At 33.4% G+C, this 20,151-nt stretch carries 17 protein-coding genes and 1 pseudogene; 14 read left to right on the top strand and 4 right to left on the bottom strand.

What is annotated here, in order from left to right:
• The first annotated feature begins 11 nt into the window (after positions 1–11).
• From OZP09_RS14205 to OZP09_RS14190, 4 genes and pseudogenes are all read left to right on the top strand, one after another.
• Complete coding sequence (locus tag OZP09_RS14205) at positions 12–1,544, top strand: McrB family protein (protein ID WP_269234403.1); 1,533 nt, start codon at positions 12–14, stop codon at positions 1,542–1,544.
• Positions 1,545–3,227: a hypothetical protein gene (locus OZP09_RS14200; RefSeq protein WP_281309560.1), complete on the top strand. Its 1,683-nt coding sequence runs from the start codon at positions 1,545–1,547 to the stop codon at positions 3,225–3,227.
• Between the two features lie 99 nt (positions 3,228–3,326).
• Positions 3,327–3,773, top strand: a pseudogene (locus OZP09_RS14195) (very short patch repair endonuclease).
• A gap of 98 nt (positions 3,774–3,871) precedes the next feature.
• Complete coding sequence (locus tag OZP09_RS14190) at positions 3,872–4,186, top strand: HPF/RaiA family ribosome-associated protein (protein WP_269234400.1); 315 nt, start codon at positions 3,872–3,874, stop codon at positions 4,184–4,186.
• 94 nt (positions 4,187–4,280) lie between these two features.
• Here OZP09_RS14190 and OZP09_RS14185 read toward each other — a convergent pair whose 3' ends face one another.
• A complete protein-coding gene (locus tag OZP09_RS14185; RefSeq protein ID WP_269234399.1) occupies positions 4,281–4,955 on the bottom strand; it encodes a hypothetical protein in 675 nt (224 codons plus the stop codon).
• A gap of 328 nt (positions 4,956–5,283) precedes the next feature.
• Between OZP09_RS14185 and OZP09_RS14180 the strand changes: the two genes are divergently transcribed.
• The 5 genes from OZP09_RS14180 (at position 5,284) to OZP09_RS14160 (ending at position 9,345) form a co-directional block, all read left to right on the top strand.
• On the top strand, positions 5,284–5,775 hold the full coding sequence (locus OZP09_RS14180; protein ID WP_281309559.1) for a nuclear transport factor 2 family protein: 492 nt from the start codon (positions 5,284–5,286) through the stop codon (positions 5,773–5,775).
• A 262-nt stretch (positions 5,776–6,037) separates the two neighbouring features.
• Positions 6,038–7,417 carry an ammonium transporter gene (locus OZP09_RS14175; RefSeq protein WP_281309558.1) on the top strand — a complete coding sequence of 460 codons (1,380 nt, stop codon included), beginning with the start codon at positions 6,038–6,040 and terminating at the stop codon, positions 7,415–7,417.
• A 124-nt stretch (positions 7,418–7,541) separates the two neighbouring features.
• Positions 7,542–8,219, top strand: a complete 678-nt coding sequence (gene trmB, locus OZP09_RS14170; protein WP_269234397.1) for a tRNA (guanosine(46)-N7)-methyltransferase TrmB — start codon at positions 7,542–7,544, stop codon at positions 8,217–8,219.
• A 41-nt stretch (positions 8,220–8,260) separates the two neighbouring features.
• Positions 8,261–8,899 (top strand): LysE family transporter, encoded by a 639-nt coding sequence (locus tag OZP09_RS14165; RefSeq protein WP_025572805.1) that lies wholly within the window; start codon positions 8,261–8,263, stop codon positions 8,897–8,899.
• A gap of 119 nt (positions 8,900–9,018) precedes the next feature.
• A complete protein-coding gene (locus OZP09_RS14160) occupies positions 9,019–9,345 on the top strand; it encodes an MGMT family protein (RefSeq protein ID WP_281309557.1) in 327 nt (108 codons plus the stop codon).
• Here the strand turns inward: OZP09_RS14160 and OZP09_RS14155 are convergent, their stop codons facing one another.
• The 3 genes from OZP09_RS14155 to OZP09_RS14145 form a co-directional block, all read right to left on the bottom strand.
• On the bottom strand, positions 9,346–10,551 hold the full coding sequence (locus OZP09_RS14155) for a L,D-transpeptidase family protein (RefSeq protein ID WP_281309556.1): 1,206 nt from the start codon (positions 10,549–10,551) through the stop codon (positions 9,346–9,348).
• Positions 10,552–10,800: 249 nt separating this feature from the next.
• A complete protein-coding gene (locus tag OZP09_RS14150) occupies positions 10,801–12,126 on the bottom strand; it encodes a sensor histidine kinase (RefSeq protein WP_281309555.1) in 1,326 nt (441 codons plus the stop codon).
• A gap of 74 nt (positions 12,127–12,200) precedes the next feature.
• Positions 12,201–13,544, bottom strand: a complete 1,344-nt coding sequence (locus tag OZP09_RS14145) for a sigma-54-dependent transcriptional regulator (RefSeq protein WP_269234391.1) — start codon at positions 13,542–13,544, stop codon at positions 12,201–12,203.
• Between the two features lie 155 nt (positions 13,545–13,699).
• Between OZP09_RS14145 and OZP09_RS14140 the strand changes: the two genes are divergently transcribed.
• The 5 genes from OZP09_RS14140 (at position 13,700) to OZP09_RS14120 (ending at position 20,060) form a co-directional block, all read left to right on the top strand.
• On the top strand, positions 13,700–14,944 hold the full coding sequence (locus OZP09_RS14140; RefSeq protein ID WP_269234389.1) for an efflux RND transporter periplasmic adaptor subunit: 1,245 nt from the start codon (positions 13,700–13,702) through the stop codon (positions 14,942–14,944).
• A gap of 131 nt (positions 14,945–15,075) precedes the next feature.
• On the top strand, positions 15,076–15,783 hold the full coding sequence (locus OZP09_RS14135) for an ABC transporter ATP-binding protein (RefSeq protein ID WP_269234388.1): 708 nt from the start codon (positions 15,076–15,078) through the stop codon (positions 15,781–15,783).
• Between the two features lie 123 nt (positions 15,784–15,906).
• The gene (locus tag OZP09_RS14130) at positions 15,907–18,330 is read left to right on the top strand and encodes an ABC transporter permease (RefSeq protein ID WP_269234387.1); all 2,424 of its coding nucleotides are present in this window, start codon (positions 15,907–15,909) and stop codon (positions 18,328–18,330) included.
• Between the two features lie 277 nt (positions 18,331–18,607).
• Entirely contained in the window at positions 18,608–19,738 is a 1,131-nt protein-coding gene (locus tag OZP09_RS14125; protein WP_281309554.1) for an Mrp/NBP35 family ATP-binding protein, read from the top strand.
• 82 nt (positions 19,739–19,820) lie between these two features.
• Positions 19,821–20,060, top strand: a complete 240-nt coding sequence (locus OZP09_RS14120; RefSeq protein ID WP_017494691.1) for a NifU family protein — start codon at positions 19,821–19,823, stop codon at positions 20,058–20,060.
• Positions 20,061–20,151 lie beyond the last annotated feature (91 nt).

The raw sequence follows: 20,151 nt of genomic DNA, 5'->3' as shown, positions 1-20,151 counted from the left end.
ATTTAGATCCCATGACTTTATTAGACGTATCAGAATTAGGAAATGAATTAAAAAATTATTTTCTTCAAAACACAGAGTGGCCTGAGATCACTTTTAACAGTATTGACAAAGACAGAATTAGTGAACTACCTAATGTTGAAAAAGTTGAGTCACATTCAATTAAATTTCGAAACGAAGATAAAATTATTTTCATTCCAAGCCAATATATTTTATTAGCACTTAAAGTAAAAGATTTTGCAAAAGAATTGATAAAATACACTGATGCTTTTGAACATTTGAAAAGTTTAAATGATAAAAATATCATAGGAGAATTCATAAATAGCAACAAAGATTTAACAAATACTAATGGATTAACATCTCAAGATTTAGAATTATTTAAAGAAATGTTTTCTTCATCAAATCCAAAATTAAATTTTGGTGCAAAATCTATTATAAATGGAGAAAATCATAAATATAAAATCAGATCAGCGGGAGATTTTTTTGGCTCAGTTGTATTGAAAATTATAAATGTTCCTGATGTTTCTTCCGCAAAACTTGGAAGTATAATTTATAGTCTTGCTAAAAGACCAAACCTATATGATTATTTAGAAAATAGATTTTCTACAATTCACAATAATGAACAACTACAAAATGATTTTAATTGTAAAAACACCATTTTCTATGGTGCTCCTGGAACGGGAAAATCATATATTGTTAACGAAAAATTAAAATCACTTGATCCACATTTCTACGAAAGAATTACCTTTCATCCTGAATTCGATAATTCTTCATTTGTTGGTGGATATAAACCAAAAAATGAAAAGGATGAAGCTGGAAACGACTCAATAAAATATAAATTCGTTCCTCAAGCATTTACTAATATTTATGTAAAAGCATGGAATGATCAAGCTAATAGATATTTTTTAGCTATTGAAGAAATTAACAGAGGAAATTGTGCTGAAATATTTGGGGATATTTTTCAACTTTTAGATAGAAAAAGTAATTACACTGTTTCACCTTCTTATGAATTGAAAGAATACTTAGAAGATACTCTTACCAATGAGGAAGGGTTAAGTAGAGGATTAAAACTCCCTCCCAATCTAACTATATATGCTACAATGAACACTTCTGACCAATCTCTTTTCCCAATGGATAGTGCTTTTAAAAGACGTTGGGATTGGGAATATATTTCTATTTGTTATGACGACGTTCCGGAAAACGAGTCGTATGGTTATGAAGTAAAAATAGACGATACAACTTCTTTTAAATGGATTGATTTCATTAGGGAAGTAAATAAGATTATAAAAAACAATCCAAATCTTGGCATGGATAAGTGTATAGGGAATTATTTTATTAAATCAGAAACTAAAGAAATAAGCTTAAAAGAATTCATTAACAAAGCTATATTTTACTTATGGAATGATGTTTTTAAAGATGAAGACAGTTCTGAATCACTATTTGAAAAAAATGTGTGTTATGAAGATTTTTTTCCAATAGATATTAATGCAAAAGATCAAATACTAAAAATTTTAAAAAGAATAAACATTGAACCAACAACTGTATAAATGAAAATTCTAATTGAAGGTGAAGATTATTCAATTGAAAACTTAGCTTCTATTTTTGATGACCCAAAATTTTATAATCAAAATGGAAATGGCAAAATAATTTCGGTAGGATATTATCATTCTTTTGAAAAGAAAGAATTAGTTTATATGTTACCTAAAGTTTTCATGAAAGATAATCAAGAAACTGTTTTTGGCATTACTAAAGACGATTTGTTTAATTTTGATAATTTCGAAACATTTAAACATAATGAAGATTACAGATGGATTCGACAGTTATTAGTTTATTTTTATAATAGCCTTACTGAATATAAAAGACGAATTAAAGACACTTCAATTATTGAATCTTCGTTGGCTTTTGAATTAAATACCAATCTTGGGGATTTAGAATATTCTTATTTGGACCTGCTTTTAAGCTTTGTAAATTTTTATAAAAAAAACAAAAATACAATTCTATATAAACACATTGAATATAAATCTAATCAAGTAAAGAAACCTAAATGGGATAAAACTATTAGAAAATCTCTACCAATACTTTCTTCAAACAACACTTCAATTTATATTGAAATAAAAAATAAAAAGAAAGTTATAAATTCTCAAGAGGAGCTTTTGACTTATTTTTTTTCAATACTAAATCATTTTAATAAAGAACATCTTTTACATTTGAAAATTGATCCAAGTTTTACTATCATCAAAAATGAAAAATTTGAAAAACTTCAAAAGAGTGGATTGTCAAAACTAAGAAAAATAAAATATCGTTATTTCTCAGACACCTTAAAGAGAATGTACGTTTTGTGTGAACTTTATTTTTCTAAAACAGACATAAGTAGTAGTAAAAAGAAAAAAGAAGAATTTATATCAGTAAGCAATTACAACATTGTTTTTGAAGATATGATTGACAAACTATTTTCGGATAAATTAGACGAAAATAAAGAAGTTGACAAAATTTCATTAGACGATTTAAAATACAATAATGATGGTAAAATAATAGACCATGTTTTTAATTATGATTCGTTAATAGATACTTCTGATATTTTCTATATTGGAGATTCTAAATATTATAAGTCTGGAAATGAAGCAGATAAATTATCTAAATACAAACAGTTTACTTACGCTAAAAATGTAATTCAATTTAACATTGATTTACTAAATAATGGCGATGTTTATAAAAAAAATGTTCGGTACAGAGATAAGATAACTGAGGGCTATAATATTACTCCAAATTTCTTTATTTATGGTTACATTCAAGATTTTCGAAATTTTGATGAGCACAATTTAGAGCATAAAACAGAAATTCCTGTAAAATCATTTCACTTTGAAAATCGCTTATTCGATAGAGATACTTTGTTTGTGCATCAATATAAAATAAATTTTTTGTATGTTATTAAATCATATTCAACATTTGATGAAAATAAAATCAAAGAGTTTAGAATAAGAACAAAGACTGAATTCAGAAATCAATTTATTTCTTTTTTTAATGACTCTTCTAAATCTGGTTTTAAAATTTATGAAAAAGAAATGAACGAAGTAGATGCCGAAGCAATTATGACAAATTATTTCAGATTACTTAACGGAAAGTCTTTTTACACTAATGATGAGAAATTTTTAATTGCACAACATACTAAAGACTTATCTCTTAATGATTTGATAATTGAAAAGTCATTTAATATAAAAAAATTAGAATAGATTAATTCGAAATTTGAATAACATAACTTTCTTTCTTAATCTTATAATTAATCAAATCCGCTAATTATTAAATTTAAAAGCATTTAATAATTAGCCCTCATGGATTGTTTCACTCCAGAACAACGCTCAAAAGTCATGAGCAAAATTCGTGGCAAAAACACCAAAGATGAAGTTCGTTTGGCAAAAGCTTTATGACATATAGGATTACGTTACCGAAAAAACAATAAAAAAGTTTTCGGTTGTCCAGATCTAACTTTTAGAAATCTAAAAATTGCCATTTTTGTTGATGGCGAATTCTTTCATGGTAAAGATTGGGAGACCAGAAAAAAACCGCAAACCAACTCAGCATATTGGATCAACAAGATCGAACGAAATATACAGCGTGATCTTGAAGTCAATCATTATCTCGAATCTCACAATTGGAAAGTCCTGCGTTTTTGGAGCGATGATATCAAAAAGAATTTAGGCGCTTGCATTACAGAAATACTAAACACAATTAATTATAGGACTCAGCAATTAATGAAAATTCCTCCTTCCTGGGAATAAAAAAATCTCCTCAACATTTCATAATCTTTCCTTAACTCACTTGCCTTTTCATCTAAAAAAAGATAAGTTTGAGAAACAATCATTAAATAAAGAACATTATGAAAATTCAAATCAATACCGACAAAAACATTGAAGGACATGCAAGATTAGAAAACTATTTTTCTGAAGAATTAGAAAAAGGTTTGGCACGTTTTGAAGATAAAATTACCCGCATCGAAGTACACTTTGGAGATGAGAATGGAGAGAAATTCAGCTTAAACGATAAAAAATGCGTTCTTGAAGTGCGTATTGCCAACTTACAGCCACTTACCGTTACAGAACACGCGGACACTCTTGAAAAAGCATTTAGCGGTGCTTTGGCAAAAGCCAAAAAATCACTGACTACTACTTTCGAAAAAATGAAAGCACATTAATTTTTTGAAGGTTCAAAGCAACAAAGGGACAAAGGCTCCAAGGTTTTCTTAGCATCTTTGTCCCTTTGTTGCTTTGCAACTTTGTACCTTCCTCTTATGATTTCGGCAATGGTGCTCCCACGGCGATATCGCAGCGGTGACCTGGCTGTCCGTGTACTGGGTTTGTGCCTTCGGCAGTAGTTACGGGTTTTGCGGTTTCGGTGCTTAATAAAGCGGGAACTGTATTGTTTGCTGGTGGTGTTACTGTAAATGATTTTTCTACTGTTCCGCCTTGTGCTGCAGCTGTTGTAGTAGCAGGTTTTGTAACCGGAGAATTTAAAGGTGCTCCTACCGGAATATCACATCGGTGTCCCGGCTGACCATGCGACGGATTCATTCCTTTCCCTACTTTTACCGGAGCAGCAGTTACCGTTTTTGTGGTAACCATATTGGGCTGGCCAGCATTAACCTGAACGGTTTGCGGTGCCTGAGCAGCAACCTGCCCTTGTTGTGTTGGTGCCGAATTTAAAGGCGCTCCAACCGCAATATCGCAACGATGTCCCGGTTGTCCGTGAGCAGGATTCAGTCCTTTTGTTTCTCCTAAAACCGTATTTGGGTTTGTAGCCGGAGCCTGTGCCACCGGAGCGGCTGTTTTAGAAGTATCTTTTGCAAGTCCTAACCGGATCAGTTCAGATGTTGAAGTATTCTCCTGGACTTCTAATTCTTTTTTACAGGAAATAAAAACTAAGGAGGCAATAACGATCGAACTTATGTAGATTTTTGAATTCATGTTTGAGGTGTTTAAAAAGCACTCAAATATAATTTTTTTCCACCATATAAGTGAATATAAGATAATTTAAGTTTTTTTCTTAGTCATACTTTGTCTTTTTAGCCTCGCTAAATCGCTAATATGCAAAGTTTTATTTTAATTGTCTTTGCGACTCTGCGTCTTTGCGAGAAACACAATAAGCTTATATTTTTTTGCACGCAGATTTTGCAGATCATACAGATTTTTTTTTAGCTATCTAAATTTTATCTTCTGAATCTGCTAAATCTGCGGGAAAATTTCTCTCATTGAGAAATCATTCTTTATATTTAAACTTCAAATTCTCTTACACATGAAAAACACAATTCTTTTACTTTTATTAATTGCTTCTTTTGCCAATGCCCAAAATTCCGAAAAAGACAAAATCAACCAGACTCTTGATGCCTGGCACAAAGCCGCGGCTGATGTAAAGTTCGACGCTTATTTTAATACCATGACCGAAGACGCGGTTTACATTGGAACAGACGCCACAGAAAACTGGGTAAAACCTGACTTTAAAGCCTGGGCGAAACCGTATTTCGACAAAGGCACAACCTGGAATTTTACTGCTTTGGAACGTCATATCTTTTTTGATAAATCCGGAAAAATGGCGTGGTTTGACGAATTGCTGAATACGCAGATGAAAATTTGCCGAGGTTCAGGCGTTTTGGTCAAAATAGGGAAAGAATGGAAAATTCAGCATTACGTTTTATCCATGACGATTCCAAATGACGAAGTGGATGCTGTGGTAAAAGTTAAAGCACCTGTCGAAGATATTCTGATTGCCAAACTTCAAAAAAAATAGGCAATATCTTTCATTCTTATTCTAATCATTGGCTTTCTGGCACTTTACAACTCAGAATATCAATTCTATTATAATATATTTGGCAATAATAGCGTAAATTTAGAAGCACAAAATAAGATACTCTCAAAAAAACAAGCTGAATTTTATAAAATTTACTAAAATAAAAATCAAGCCTCTATTTTGTCAGCCCTTAAAATTAAAATATTTATTTTTTTTTAACTTTGCCCCCAAAAAAAATAGGGTTAAATAAAGTATTTGAAAAATGAAAATAGAAAAACGCTGGATCATTTCCTTTATTATGATAAGTATTGTTTGTATCACGGGTGCTTTTTGGCCTACTGTTACAGAAAATGATTATGTATTAGCTGCATTTGGCACCATTGATCACATTGTACCCGCAGACGTTGCGTGGATGCTGACATCCTCCTGTCTGGTTTTAATCATGACCCCGGGATTATCTTTCTTTTATGGCGGAATGGTAGGCAAGAAAAACGTAATTTCAACGATGTTACAAAGTTTTATTTGTCTTGGAGTGGTTACGCTTTTATGGGCTGTAGTCGCTTTTAGCCTTGCGTTTGGAGAGCCTGTAGGTTTTGGTTCAGGAGATCATTTTTACAGTTTCTTCGGAAACCCGACAACTTTTGCTTTTATGGATTACGTAGGCGTCCTGCCTCATAAACAATTGGCCACTACGATTCCGTTTATGTTATTTGCTTTGTTCCAGATGAAGTTTGCGATTATTTGTCCTGCTATCATTACGGGTTCATTTGCGGAGCGTGTTCGTTTTATATCATATTTAATTTTCATCAGTTTATTTACCATTTTTATATATGCTCCTTTATGTCATGCGGTTTGGTACCCAACAGGTATTTTGGGAAGCTATTTTGGTGTAAAAGATTTTGCCGGAGGAACCGTAGTACACATGAGTTCCGGATTTGCCGCTTTGGCCGGGGTTATCGTTTTAGGAAAAAGAAAAAACAGTCAGCATATTCCAACCAACATTCCGTTTGTATTATTAGGAACCGGAATGTTATGGTTTGGATGGTTTGGTTTCAACGCCGGTTCTGCTCTTGCAGCAAACGGAACTGCCGCAATGGCTTTTGCAACAACCACCACTTCATCAGCTGCAGCCATGTTAACGTGGATTTTCTTTGACCGAATGAACGGAAGAAAAGTTTCAGCACTCGGAGCCTGTATCGGGGCTGTTGTAGGTTTAGTATCGATTACTCCTGCCGCAGGTTTTGTATCGGTTCCTGAAAGTATGTTTTTCGGATTCATAACAGCATTGGTTTCAAACACGGCTGTAAACTGCAGTTTTTCAAAAAGATTTGACGATACACTGGATGTTTTTGCCTGTCACGGTGTAGGCGGCATCATGGGAATGATCTTAACAGCTATTTTTGCCCACGGTGAAGATGCAAGTTTACTGCACGGAGGATGGAATGTTTTCGGGCATCACATGATGGCATTAGTACTGGTTTCCATTTTCACTTTCTTCGGAGCTTATTTCTTGTTCAAAGTAACCAATTTCATTATTCCGTTACGAGTTTCAGAAGAATCAGAACACATCGGACTGGATTTATCTCAGCATGATGAAACGCTGGATCCAAAATCATCACATATAACTGAACCACATTACTAACCAAAGATAAGCCGCAGCTTTCTCAGATTAAAAACCTGAAAATACTGCGGCTAAAATTTAAACTTCAATTCCGCCTCGTCCATTCGTTTATATTCCTTAATTTTGCGGAAAATTTTTGTAAAAAGTGGGAAGTAAAAATAAACTAAAAAGATTCAGGGAAAACGAAACATTTGAAAACGTTTTCCAGCCAAGCAGAGAAGAAGTTGTGGGCGATTTAATGCCTTTGAAAGGAAAATGGAATACTGATTTCTTTAAAAATGACAATCCGTTAATTTTAGAATTAGGATGCGGAAAAGGCGAATATTCTGTTGGACTGGCAGAAAAATACCCGGACAAAAATTTTATCGGAATTGACATTAAAGGTGCCCGTTTCTGGAGAGGTGCCAAAACAGCTGTTGAAGATGGCCTGCATAATGTTGCGTTTGTACGTACTCAAATCGAATTAATAGATCATATTTTTGCTGAAAACGAAGTTGACGAAATCTGGATCACTTTTCCGGATCCTCAGATCAAATACAAAAGAACCAAGCACAGAATGACCAATTCTGAGTTTTTGAAATTGTATAAAAAAATACTCAAAAAAGATGGCGTAGTAAACCTGAAAACCGACAGTGAATTCATGCACGGTTATACCTTAGGATTACTGCACGGAGAAGGACACGAAGTTTTATATGCCAACCATAATGTGTATAAAAATGAAGGAAGTCCTGAAGTAGTAACTTCGATTCAGACCTTTTACGAAAAACAATATTTAGAAATAAACAAGGCAATTACGTATATTCGTTTTAAAATTAAAGATTAAATTATTTTTTAAAACGAAATTCTAACCCATCAAACAACCGAATGGCTTTACTCACCCCTTTAGTTTCAGGTTTTATTGCTGCTGTTATCGGAATCATTCCTCCGGGATTACTGAACATGACAGCTGCCAAAATAAATCTGAAAGAAGGGAAAAAGAATGCTTTATGGTTTGTAGTTGGTGCCGTTTTAGTTATTTTTTTTCAGGTCTATGTAGCGGTTTTATTTGCACGTGTAATTGACAACAGACCGGATATTGTGACGCTGCTGCGCGAAATTGGCTTTGTGGCCTTTTCTATTTTGACCATTTATTTTTTATTTATTGCCAAAAAACCAACAGCGAAGAAAAAATCAAAGATTAAAAAAAGCAGTAAAAAAAGTCGTTTCTTTTTAGGGATGCTGCTTTCTGGTCTAAACTTTTTTCCTATTCCTTATTATGTGGTTGTAAGTGTAACGCTAGCTTCCTATCAGCTTTTTGCTTTTGAAAACAATATCATCTCCATTTTTGTTTTGGGATCTGTTTTAGGTTCTTTTGCTGCTTTATACTGCTATATTGCTTTTTTTGAAAAAATAGAGCAAAAAACCGATTACCTGATGCGGAATATGAATAAAATTATTGGATGTATTACAGGTTTAGTAGCTCTTGTAACGCTTTTTAATATTTTGAATTATTATTTCGGATAAATAATAAAACCACAGATTAAAAGATGAAACCGGTCTCTTTGGCAATAGGGCAAAAAAGGTGTTTCAATCGTTACTAAAACCAATATTTTATCCTTTAATCTGTGGCAAACAACCAAACTATGGCTGAGGAAAATTTTTTCGAAAAAGTATATGCAATCGCCCGACAGATTCCGTACGGAAAAGTAACTTCTTATGGTGCAATAGCAAAAGCTTTAGGTACCGCACGTTCTGCACGTATGGTAGGCTGGGCCATGAATGCCTGTCACCATATGGATGATGTCCCGGCGCACAGAGTGGTAAACCGAAAAGGACTGTTGACCGGAAAACATCATTTTGACGGAACCAATTTAATGCAGCAGCTTTTAGAAAACGAAGGCATTCAAGTGGTCAATAATCAGATTGTTGATTTTGACAAACATTACTGGCAGCCTGAAATTGGATTATAATTAATCCATTACCAAACCATTTGGATCTTCAGCTGTTGTTTCTTTATCTTTTTGATACACATCAGGATAGAAATAAACTTCACCGGTTTCTTCACTTACCCACGAAGTAAAATAGCCTATGTATATCGGAATTTTATTTTTCAGTATGCATGTGGTTTCTTTTTCACCATCCATCGCATTATCAATCATTTCGTCCGTCCAGTCCGGGTCGTCTTTCAAAATTACATGCGCCATTTTTTTAGCTTCTTTTATATTAATACAACCGTGGCTGAATGTACGCTGCTCAAACATAAACAAACTTTTAGCCGGGGTATCGTGCATGTAAATATCAAACGGATTTGGAAATAAAAATTTTACTAATCCCAAAGAGTTTTTAGGCCCGGGTCTTTGTCTTACCTTTCCTCCGTTCCATTCCATATTATGTTCTTCCAGGTAATTTTTATTGGAAGCCATATTGAGTTTTAATTCATTATCGATGATACTCTGGGGCACATTCCAATACGGGCTAAATACAATTTTATCCATTGCACTGCTGAAAATTTCGGTTTCTGACCATTTAGCACCTACAAAAACATCAGATGTAAACTCGTTTGCACCATTTTTTACGTATAATAACCGGTAAGCCGGAATATTTACCATAATATAATCCCTTGCATCTATTAAATTTTCAGGAATCAGGCGACAACGGTCCATGTTTAATTTTATAATTCTGATTCTTTCTGATACAGGCTCATTCATTTGTTTGATATGTTCGAATGACAATTTGTAGTTCAATTTCAGACCGTATCTTTTTTTATAATTTAAAACCCCGGCCATAAGCTCTTCATCGTATAAACCTTTTTTAGAATCCTTTTTTAAATCGCCTTCGACAAACAAACGTTCACGAATTTGTTTTACTACGGCACCACTATCAAAAGGTTTTAATTCTTTATAGGTGGCGCTGTCAACATCTATTTTTTTCCACAGTTTTTTTCGGTCAATTTTTTGGTATTTTTCTAAAGCTCCCTCTAGCCGGTCGTACTGTCTGGATAAAAGATACACTTCTCTGGATTTAGAAGCACTGCTTGCTGAATCAGAATTATTCTGAACTGCGGGATTTTCTTTTGGATATAAATTGTCAATTGGTTTTATATCTTTTTTAAAGCTAAATGAAGCAAATACAAAACCTGCAGCTATAATTAGGAGAAATTTATATAATTGTCGCATGATGTAATTTTTTTAAATATTATTTATTAAACTTTTATTTAAAAAACACAGCGAAAAAACATAATCAGTAACCTTAAAAATGAGTCTTCGCCATACTTTTTAAAATAGTGCAAATTCAGGATTTAGGGTTCTTCAAATTTACGGCTATATCAAAAGAATCACTTTACAGAATAAAATATACATCTTTTAAAATTCACATTAACAACCTGAAGTTCATTAAATTAAAGAAATACAGAATTTTATTACATCTTAGATAAGGCAAATTACAAACGTGGTTTTGTCTTCCTCCGTTTGATAACTTAGGTAACCACCGTGGGCTTCAATAATGTTTTTAGAGAGTGTTAAACCAATTCCTGCTCCGTCTTTTCGGGTAGTGAAAAATGGAAGAAATACTTTGTCCTGAATTTCCTGGTCGATTCCTTTTCCATTGTCTGAAATGGTAATAAAAAAGCGATTATTTTCGGTAAAACTCGATATGAAAATTCTCTTTTCAGTCCTTTCATTTAGGGCGTAAATGCTGTTGGTAATCAAATTAATAATGACCTGCTCCATTTGGTTTTTATCAATTAAGACAGATCGTGAACTATGGATATCATTTATCAATTCAATATTTTCGGCCTTCAGAATTGGACTCATGACTCGTAGGCAGTCTGCAAAAAGCAGATTGATTGGCGTCATTTCTTTAGCTGGCGTTGGCAGCATGGCAAGTTTTCGGTAATTCTCAACAAAAACCTGCAAATGGTCACTTCTGTTTATAATGGTCGAAATACTGCTTTTGATGTCTTCAAAATCATCATCTTCCAGTTTTTCCTGATCGACAATCTGAAGTAAATTCTGCGAAAGCGCACGAATTGGCGTTAAAGAGTTCATTAATTCATGCGAAATAATTTTCATCAGGTTGATCCAGGCTTCTTTTTCTTTTTTCTCAATGACACGCTGAATACTGTCCAGTAAAATGATAAAATATTCCTTGTTATACGTTTTCGTCAACGAGGTCTGAAGGATAAAAGTCTGCAAATCCTGTTCTTCAATTTTCATAGAAATTACCGATTTTAATTCGGCAAAATCAGACTTTTCAATTTCATTGCAAAGAGAGGGCAAATAGTTTTTAAGGTATTTCCAGTGACTCACTTTTGGCACTTTAAATAAATTCGAAAAGCAATCATTCATTAAAAAAACATGCCATTCTTCATTCTCTTTTTCCAAAATTAAAGTGCCGGTGTCAATACTGTTTAAAATTGATTTGTAGATCAATTCTTTTGAGGTTTGCTCCTGCTGCTGTATTTTCAGTGTATCATATAAGAGGTACAAACTTTTAAAATTATCTTTTTTATGTTCATCCGGAAAATTAGTCGAAAAATCATTTTGAAGTATCGAAAGCAGTGTTCTGTCGTAAAAGAGCAATTGATTTTTTACAAAAGAATACATTTCAAAAAGCATTACAACCGCAAAGAATCCAACCAAAATCGCATTATAATAAAACATCTTATAAATAAGAAAAACGCAAAAGAAAAAGAGCATCACGACAAACAATACCCTAACAAACAAAGCGTTATAAAACTTCCAGTTTTTCATTTAATTTCTTTTTGGGATAGAGATTATTTTGCTACAGATTTAGCAGATAAAAGAAACTTCTTTACTCTTAATTTTTAATTCTTCAAATCGTATTTCTCAATTCTTCTGTACAAAGCAGCTCTTGACAAACCCAATTCCTCAGCCGTTTTGCTGATATTTCCCTGATGCTTAAACAGTGCTTTTTCGATGACTGTTTTTTCCATTTCAGATAGCGGATTTTCATCATTTTCAGGAACATCTTCAAAATCTAAAATGTCGAGATTACTGACAGAAATGATATTATTATCAGATAAAATCAAAGCACGTTCAATTTTATTTTCCATTTCGCGTACATTTCCTTTCCATGGATATCTTTCCAGATAACGGGCAGCATTTTCTTCAAACTGCCAATTTTCCTGATTGTACTTTTCAGCAATCTGATCCAGAATGAAATTCGCCATCGGAACAATATCCTCTTTTCGTTCCCGCAACGACGGCAGATGAATCTCCATCGTATTGATGCGGTACAGCAAATCTTCACGAAAGTTTTTATTTTTAACCTCTGTTTTAATATCACTGTTTGTAGCAGAGATAATACGGACATTCAAAGTCCTGGGCCTGCTTTCGCCCAAACGGGTAACCGTTTTGGTTTGTAAAACGTGTAATAATTTTGCCTGCAAATGAAGTGGAATATTGCCAATTTCATCCAGAAAAATAGTGCCGTTTTGCGCCAGTTCAAACCTTCCCGGCGTATCGGTTTTTGCATCCGTAAAGGCGCCTTTTGCATATCCAAAAAGTTCACTTTCGAATAAACTATCGCTCAGGGAACCCAAATCAACATGAATAAAAGGCAAACTTTTTCTTTCTGAATTCTGATGAATAAACTCAGCAAAAACATATTTTCCGGTTCCGTTTTCACCTAAAATCAAAACATTCGCATCAGTTCTGGCCACTTTTTCGGCCATAGCGTAAGCCTGTTTTATTTTTGGTGAAATACCGGTAAAATATCTTTTTTCATTATTTTTTATAACAGGTTTTTTGTTATTTTTTCTGCTTTCGGCGACAGCCTTATCAATTGTTTCCAATAATTTTTCATTGTGCCAAGGTTTTAAAACATAGTCAAAAGCACCAATTTTGATACCTTCAACAGCTGTTTCAATTTTCCCGAAAGCAGTCATTAAAATTACAATTGTATTTGGTGACAGTGTTTTTATTTCTTTCAGCCAGTGAATCCCTTCGCGCCCGTCTTCAAAACCAATTCGGTAATTCATATCGAGCAAAACCACATTTATTTCGTTTTCGCTTAAAAGTGAAAGGATTTTTTTGGGATTATTTGTCGTAAAAATGGTTTCAAAATGTTTCTTAAGAATCATTTTTGCCGAAAAAAGAATTTCTTCCTGATCATCGACAATTAATATTTGGGCTAGTTTTTTTCGCATCTGTCTTTTTTGTCCGGTTTTGAACGGTCAACTGTTCATTATCGGACACTCTTTTTTTGAATGGTTTTTAAAGCTCTTTTAAAATCAATGCTTTACAAATAATAAATTTAATGGCACAGTATTTACCTATTGGTAATCAGTAAATTATTAAAAAAATGGACAAGGTAATTCCTCGTAAAAATAGAAAATTTAGATATTTCACAATAGCAATTGGTGTTTTTTTAGCTTTGACAGTGATTATCTTTTTCTCGTTCAATACGAAAAGAAGTTTAAATGTAAAAGCAGAAGAAATTTCAATTCAAAAAGCAGAAAAAGCTTTTTTTGAAGATTTTGTAGTTTTTCAGGCCAAAGTTGAACCGCTAAATGTAATGCTTGTAAATGTAACAGAAGGCGGATCTGTGAAAGAGATTTTTGTTGAAAACGGCGCGATGGTAACGAAAGGACAATCACTGGCAAGATTATACAATCCGAACACTGAATTAAATTACCTGACCCAGGAAACTGCCATTATTGAACAAATCAACAACCTGAATACAGGAAAACTAAACATCAGAAATCAGGAATTAAACTTAACTAAAGACTTGGTTTTGATTGAACACGATTATAACGACGCGAAAAGATTGTACGATATGAACTCGAAATTATTTGCAAAAGATGTGATTTCGAAAAACGACTGGAATACATTTAAAGAAAATTTACGTTTTCAGGAAGAACGCAAAAAAACAATCCAGCAAAGTATTCAAAAAGAAAAGCAATCCAATCAGTTGCAAATTTCGCAGATCAACCGTTCGATTCAGACCATGGAAAAAAGTCTGGATATTTTGAGAAATAATAAAAAGAACTTTTTGATCACCGCTCCGGAATCCGGAAGACTGACTTCTTTTGAACCCGTTTTAGGAAAAACATTTCAGGCAGGAGAGAGCATCGGGAAAATTGATTCAAAACGCGGCTACAAACTGGCAGCCGATGTAGATGAATTTTATTTAGAGAAAATTAGGGAAGGATTAAAAGGTCAGGTAGAGTTTAAAGGAAAGGTACTTGAAATAATAGTGACCAAAGTAATTCCGGAAGTAAAAAACGGTCATTTTACAGTAGAACTGGCTTTTACATCTAAAGAAAATATTGCATTACAGGACGGATTAAGTTTTGGCGTAAAGCTGATTTTATCTGAAAAAAACAAAACACTGGTTGTTCCAAAAGGAAGCTTCAACCAGGAAACAGCAGGAAAATGGATCTTTGTGGTAAAAGGAAATAAGGCCGAAAGAAGAGACATAAAATTAGGCAGAGAAAATCCATCGTATTATGAAGTGCTGGAGGGATTAAAAGAAGGTGAAACCGTAATTACATCATCCTATTCAGATTATAAGGATATTGAAGAACTTTCGATTAATAAAGAATAAAATCGTTTCAGGTTTAAAGTTTCAAGTCTTCTGTAACCAAACGTGAAACTTTAAACCTGAAACAAGAACATATAAAAACATCAATCATCAATCAAAAAACGCAGTCAATCACATTTTAACACCTTTACAAAATGATAACAATTCAGAATTTAACCAAAGTTTTCAGGACAGAAGAAGTAGAAACATCAGCCTTGAGCGGTATCTCTTTAGAAATTAAAAAAGGAGACTTTTTAACTATAATGGGACCGTCAGGTTGTGGAAAATCTACCTTATTAAATATCATCGGGCTGTTAGACAGCGCCAATGAAGGAAGCTACAAATTATTAGATCAGGAAATGATTAGCCTGAAAGAAAAAGGAAGGGCTCAGGTTCGAAAAGAAAATATCGGGTTCATTTTTCAGAACTTCAACCTTATCGACGAGCTTTCTGTTTATGACAATATCGAATTGCCTTTGCTTTACAATAATATAAAAGCAGCAGACAGAAAACAAAAAATTGAGGCCATTGCGGAAAAACTAAATATTTCACATCGCCTCAAACATTTTCCACAGCAGCTTTCGGGAGGTCAGCAGCAAAGAGTTGCCGTTGCCAGAGCTTTGGTAAATGATCCTAAAATCATTTTGGCCGATGAGCCAACCGGAAACCTGGACAGTAAAAACGGAAATGAAGTTATGGAACTCTTAACCGATCTGCACGCAAAAGGCTCCACAATTTTAATGGTAACCCACTCTGATTATGATGCTTCTTTTTCGCAAAGAACGATTCACATGAAAGACGGTGTGATATTTTCTGAAAAGCTAAATCAGCGAAATGTTGATGTTTTTATGAACGCTAAATAACTAAAAGATGCTAAAATTTATTGTAACCGCAATCCTGATTCTGGTTGAGTTTGTTTGCAAAATATTCGCAATTGTCTAAAAATCGGCTTGTCAAAAACTGAAATAATATAAAAAACATACACCATGATTTATAACTGGTTTAAAATATTTGTTTATCATTTAAAACAAAACAAATTGTTTTCATTTTTAAATGTTTTAGGATTGAGCATTGGGATTGCCGGTGTGATTTTCGCGATTTTGTATTGGAATAATGAGCACTCATACGATCAATGGAATCCCGAAAAAGAAAATATTTATTTAGTTCTTAATAAAATTGGAAATGGGGATACCTGGGCAACCAGCTCTATTCCGTTTGGTGAAACTTGTAAAGCTACAATTCCAGAGATTGAAAAAATCTGTTTTTTTAACGTTTGGTATGATCAGGATATTATCAAATATCAAGATCAGAAATTGATGGCTAAAAAAATAATGGTAAGTGATGAGAATTTCTTTGATTTTTTTCCCTTTGAAATACTAAAAGGCGCCAAAACAAATATTTTAAAAGAGAAAAACAGCGTTGCAATTTCAGATGAACAAGCAAAAATACTCTTCAAAAATGAAAATCCAATTGGTAAGTCTATCTTTTATGGGGCTGCAAATTATACTGTAAAATCTGTTTATAAAATTATCAGACCTTCTTCTATTGAGCCAAATTATGTTTTCAGCGGCGTAAAAAGAGAACCGGACCTAAATAGCTGGGGAAACTTTAATTATGGTTTTCTTATTAAAATTAAAAAAGACACCGATCGTGCTTTAGTTTTAAAGAAAATGCAGCACGTAAATTTTGTCAACAGAACGGTAAAAGATGCTAAAGAAAGCGGGCAGACTGTTGAACAATATGTTAAAGAAAACGGCGAAATTACAATATTGCTGGATCAGTTAAAAATGGCGCGTTTACATGGTACAAAGACTTCGGGTTCTACTTTCCCGGAAGGCATGGGCAATTTGAAACTGCTTTATATTATGGCAGGATTATCTCTTTTAATTTTGATTTTGTCATTAGTAAATTATGTAAATCTGGCTACTGCATCTGCAATAAAACGTGCTAAAGAAGTCGGTGTCCGTAAGATTGTTGGGGCTTCAAAAAATCAGATTATTGTTCAGTTTATTTTTGAAACGGCAATAATTGTATTGCTGGCAATTTTCTTTGCTTTGGCTATTGTAGAGCTTTCTTTACCGTATTACAATAACTTTCTAAATAAAATGCTGACCATAAATGGTGGTGAATTTTACCTGCAGCTCATTGGAATTTTTGGATTAGTAATTATTGCTGCGGGTATTTTCCCTGCTGTTTATATTTCCAATTTTGAAACTTTAAAGGTGCTTAAAGGCAATTTTTCAAGAAGTAAAAGTGGTATCTGGATTCGTAATTCTATGCTTATTTTTCAGTTCGGAATCGCAGCATTCTTTATTATTGGAGCATTAATTGTCAACTCCCAGGTTGAATATATGATGAACAAAGATCTTGGATTTAACGGTGATCAGGTAATTTCGATTCCGTACAATAAACCAGATCGATTTAAAAGAACAGAGAAATATCTGGTCGATAAACAGGAAATAGCAAAAATTCCCGGAGTTGTAGATGTAACTACATTTGCAGGAAGTTTTGGAGGAAGCACCAGTTCCAGTTCTGGTTTTAAACACAATGGCATTTTTGTGCAGCCAAGAAATGTTGAAATGGATTTTGGTTTTCTGGATATGATGAAAATTAAAATCGTTCAGGGACGTGATTTATCTCCTAAATATTCGTCGGATACGATTAGCAGTATGTTGATGAATGAAACTTTGGTCAAGCAATTAAATCTTAAAAATCCGATAAACCAGATTGTAACTTCTGGATGGGGTAATGAAAAGGGCAACCTGAAATTTAAAATTGTCGGAGTTGTAAAAGATTTTAATATTACTGGATTGCAGAGTAAAGTGCCACCAATGGTTTTTATTAATCTTAAAACTTTAAAATGGAATAACTTTAATAATGTGTTTGTAAAGGTTTCTCCAAATAATTTAACCGAAACGTTAGAAAATTTGAAAAAATATTGGGAGAAAAATGTCAATCCAGATTATCCTTTTGATTATGAATTTGTTAATAAAGGCTTTGCTAAAACTTACGAGGAACAAATAAAGCAAAAAAACCTGTTTTTCATTCTAAATATGGTCGTAATACTAATTGCCGTTTTTGGATTGTTCGCTTTGGCATCATTTTCGATGGAGAGAAGACTGAAAGAAATAGCAATTAGAAAAACACTGGGTGCAGAAACAGATATCTTACTGAAAGAATTATCAAAACAATATATACTTTTTTGCTTACTGGGATTTGGAATTGGAATCATTCCGGCTTATATTTTATTACAAAAATGGCTTGAAGATTACGCATTCAGAATAAACATTTCGGCTTTGCCATTTTCAATCGCATTCATTTCATTACTGGCGCTTACTTTACTGATTGTCCTGACAAAAGCATATCAGGTAACGAAAATAGATGTTTTGAAATATCTGAAATACGAATAACTTGTAGACCATTTTTTTTAGAAACCCGCTGAATCAGAATATTTGGCGGGTTTCTTTTTTTATCCTGAACCTCAGTATATTTTTTCTGTGCTGAAAATCATTCTAATTCAAAATCTCTTTTTTTATAAAACGTATCATTTTGAATAATTGTAATATCAACAAATACAATCCAAAACAGCAAAAATCCGAACTTAATGCGTTATCTTTGCAAACTGAATTTGGTTAAATTAATATTACTTAAAATTAATTTCGCTCATTAGAAAACATTATATCAAAAATGAAATTAGATAGAAAAGAAATTCTTAAAGCTTTGGAAACTATCACCATAGCCGGAGAAGGAAAAAATATGGTTGAAAGCGGTGCTGTTGCCAACGTTATTACATTTGGTGATGAAGTAGTAGTAGATTTAGTACTTCATACACCTGCCATGCACATTAAAAAAAGAGCAGAAGACGATATCAAAAAAACGATTCATGAACTGGTATCGCCAGAAGCAAAAATTAAGGTAAATACGAAGGTGGAAACTCCTGAGAAAAACGAAATTAAAGGCCGTGCCATTCCGGGAATCAAAAATATAATTGCCGTTGCTTCCGGAAAAGGAGGTGTCGGAAAATCTACTGTTACTGCAAATTTAGCTGTAACGCTGGCAAAAATGGGATTTAAAGTTGGCGTTCTGGATGCCGATATTTATGGGCCTTCAATGCCAATCATGTTTGATGTAGAAAATGAAAAACCAATTTCGGTTACCGTTGATGGGAAATCAAAAATGAAGCCTGTAGAAAGTTACGAAATCAAAATGCTTTCAATCGGATTTTTTACTGCACCAAGCCAGGCTGTAATATGGAGAGGTCCAATGGCTGCAAAGGCTTTAAACCAAATGATTTTTGATGCTGACTGGGGAGAATTGGATTTTATGCTTCTGGACTTACCTCCGGGAACAGGTGATATTCATCTTTCGATCATGCAGTCATTACCTATAACCGGGGCTGTAGTAGTAAGTACTCCGCAAGCTGTTGCTTTGGCAGATGCAAAAAAAGGAGTTGCAATGTTTATGCAGGACAATATTAATGTACCTGTTCTGGGGATTATTGAAAACATGGCGTACTTTACACCTGAAGAATTACCTGATAATAAGTATTATATCTTTGGAAAGGAAGGCGCTAAAAATCTGGCAGAAGATTTAGATGTTCCTTTTTTAGGAGAAGTTCCAATTGTACAATCTATCCGTGAAGCCGGAGATTATGGCCGTCCGGCAGCTTTACAAACAGCTTCACCAATTGAAACTGTATTTGAAGAAATTACGCGAAATGTCGTTCAGGAAACAGTAAACAGAAACGAAAGCCTGCCTGCAACAGAAGCCATAAAAATCACAACCATGGCAGGTTGTTCAGCAGTTAAAAAGAATTAGATAATTGAGATAATTTGATAATTAAGTAATTAGGTAATTTCATTCTCTAATTGACACATTCTCTAATTGACACACTAATATTATGACAACAGAAGAATTAACAAGCAACGTATTATTGGCTCTTGATGAAATCAGACCTTTTTTGAATTCTGATGGAGGTGACATTACGCTGATTTCTATTGAAGACGATAAACATGTAAAAGTTCGTCTTGAAGGAGCCTGCATTAGCTGCAGTGTAAATCAGATGACCTTAAAAGCAGGAGTAGAGACCACTATCAAAAAATATGCTCCACAAATAGAAACAGTGGTTAATATTATGTAATGAAATAAATGATTTAACTTCTTATGAAACATTAAAATTTAATAAGAATAAATAACCTTTGAAACATTTTTGATGAAATTTTACATGAAAA

This window comes from Flavobacterium flavigenum (assembly GCF_027111255.2).
GTDB classification, from domain to species: Bacteria; Bacteroidota; Bacteroidia; order Flavobacteriales; family Flavobacteriaceae; genus Flavobacterium; species Flavobacterium flavigenum.
Note: the sequence above shows the minus strand (reverse complement) of the source record. Positions and strands in the feature narration are given on the sequence as shown.

Bases quoted from the DNA above. Each gene is read 5' to 3' on its own strand.
- OZP09_RS14175 (WP_281309558.1), top strand. From the start codon at position 6,038: ATGAAAATAGAAAAACGCTGGATCATTTCCTTTATTATGATAAGTATT.
- OZP09_RS14120 (WP_017494691.1), top strand. From the start codon at position 19,821: ATGACAACAGAAGAATTAACAAGCAACGTATTATTGGCTCTTGATGAA.
- OZP09_RS14125 (WP_281309554.1), top strand. From the start codon at position 18,608: ATGAAATTAGATAGAAAAGAAATTCTTAAAGCTTTGGAAACTATCACC.
- OZP09_RS14140 (WP_269234389.1), top strand. From the start codon at position 13,700: ATGGACAAGGTAATTCCTCGTAAAAATAGAAAATTTAGATATTTCACA.
- OZP09_RS14180 (WP_281309559.1), top strand. From the start codon at position 5,284: ATGAAAAACACAATTCTTTTACTTTTATTAATTGCTTCTTTTGCCAAT.
- OZP09_RS14165 (WP_025572805.1), top strand. From the start codon at position 8,261: ATGGCTTTACTCACCCCTTTAGTTTCAGGTTTTATTGCTGCTGTTATC.
- OZP09_RS14150 (WP_281309555.1), bottom strand. From the start codon at position 12,126: ATGAAAAACTGGAAGTTTTATAACGCTTTGTTTGTTAGGGTATTGTTT.
- OZP09_RS14135 (WP_269234388.1), top strand. From the start codon at position 15,076: ATGATAACAATTCAGAATTTAACCAAAGTTTTCAGGACAGAAGAAGTA.
- OZP09_RS14190 (WP_269234400.1), top strand. From the start codon at position 3,872: ATGAAAATTCAAATCAATACCGACAAAAACATTGAAGGACATGCAAGA.
- OZP09_RS14160 (WP_281309557.1), top strand. From the start codon at position 9,019: ATGGCTGAGGAAAATTTTTTCGAAAAAGTATATGCAATCGCCCGACAG.
- OZP09_RS14205 (WP_269234403.1), top strand. From the start codon at position 12: ATGACTTTATTAGACGTATCAGAATTAGGAAATGAATTAAAAAATTAT.
- OZP09_RS14200 (WP_281309560.1), top strand. From the start codon at position 1,545: ATGAAAATTCTAATTGAAGGTGAAGATTATTCAATTGAAAACTTAGCT.
- OZP09_RS14185 (WP_269234399.1), bottom strand. From the start codon at position 4,955: ATGAATTCAAAAATCTACATAAGTTCGATCGTTATTGCCTCCTTAGTT.
- OZP09_RS14155 (WP_281309556.1), bottom strand. From the start codon at position 10,551: ATGCGACAATTATATAAATTTCTCCTAATTATAGCTGCAGGTTTTGTA.
- OZP09_RS14145 (WP_269234391.1), bottom strand. From the start codon at position 13,544: ATGCGAAAAAAACTAGCCCAAATATTAATTGTCGATGATCAGGAAGAA.
- OZP09_RS14130 (WP_269234387.1), top strand. From the start codon at position 15,907: ATGATTTATAACTGGTTTAAAATATTTGTTTATCATTTAAAACAAAAC.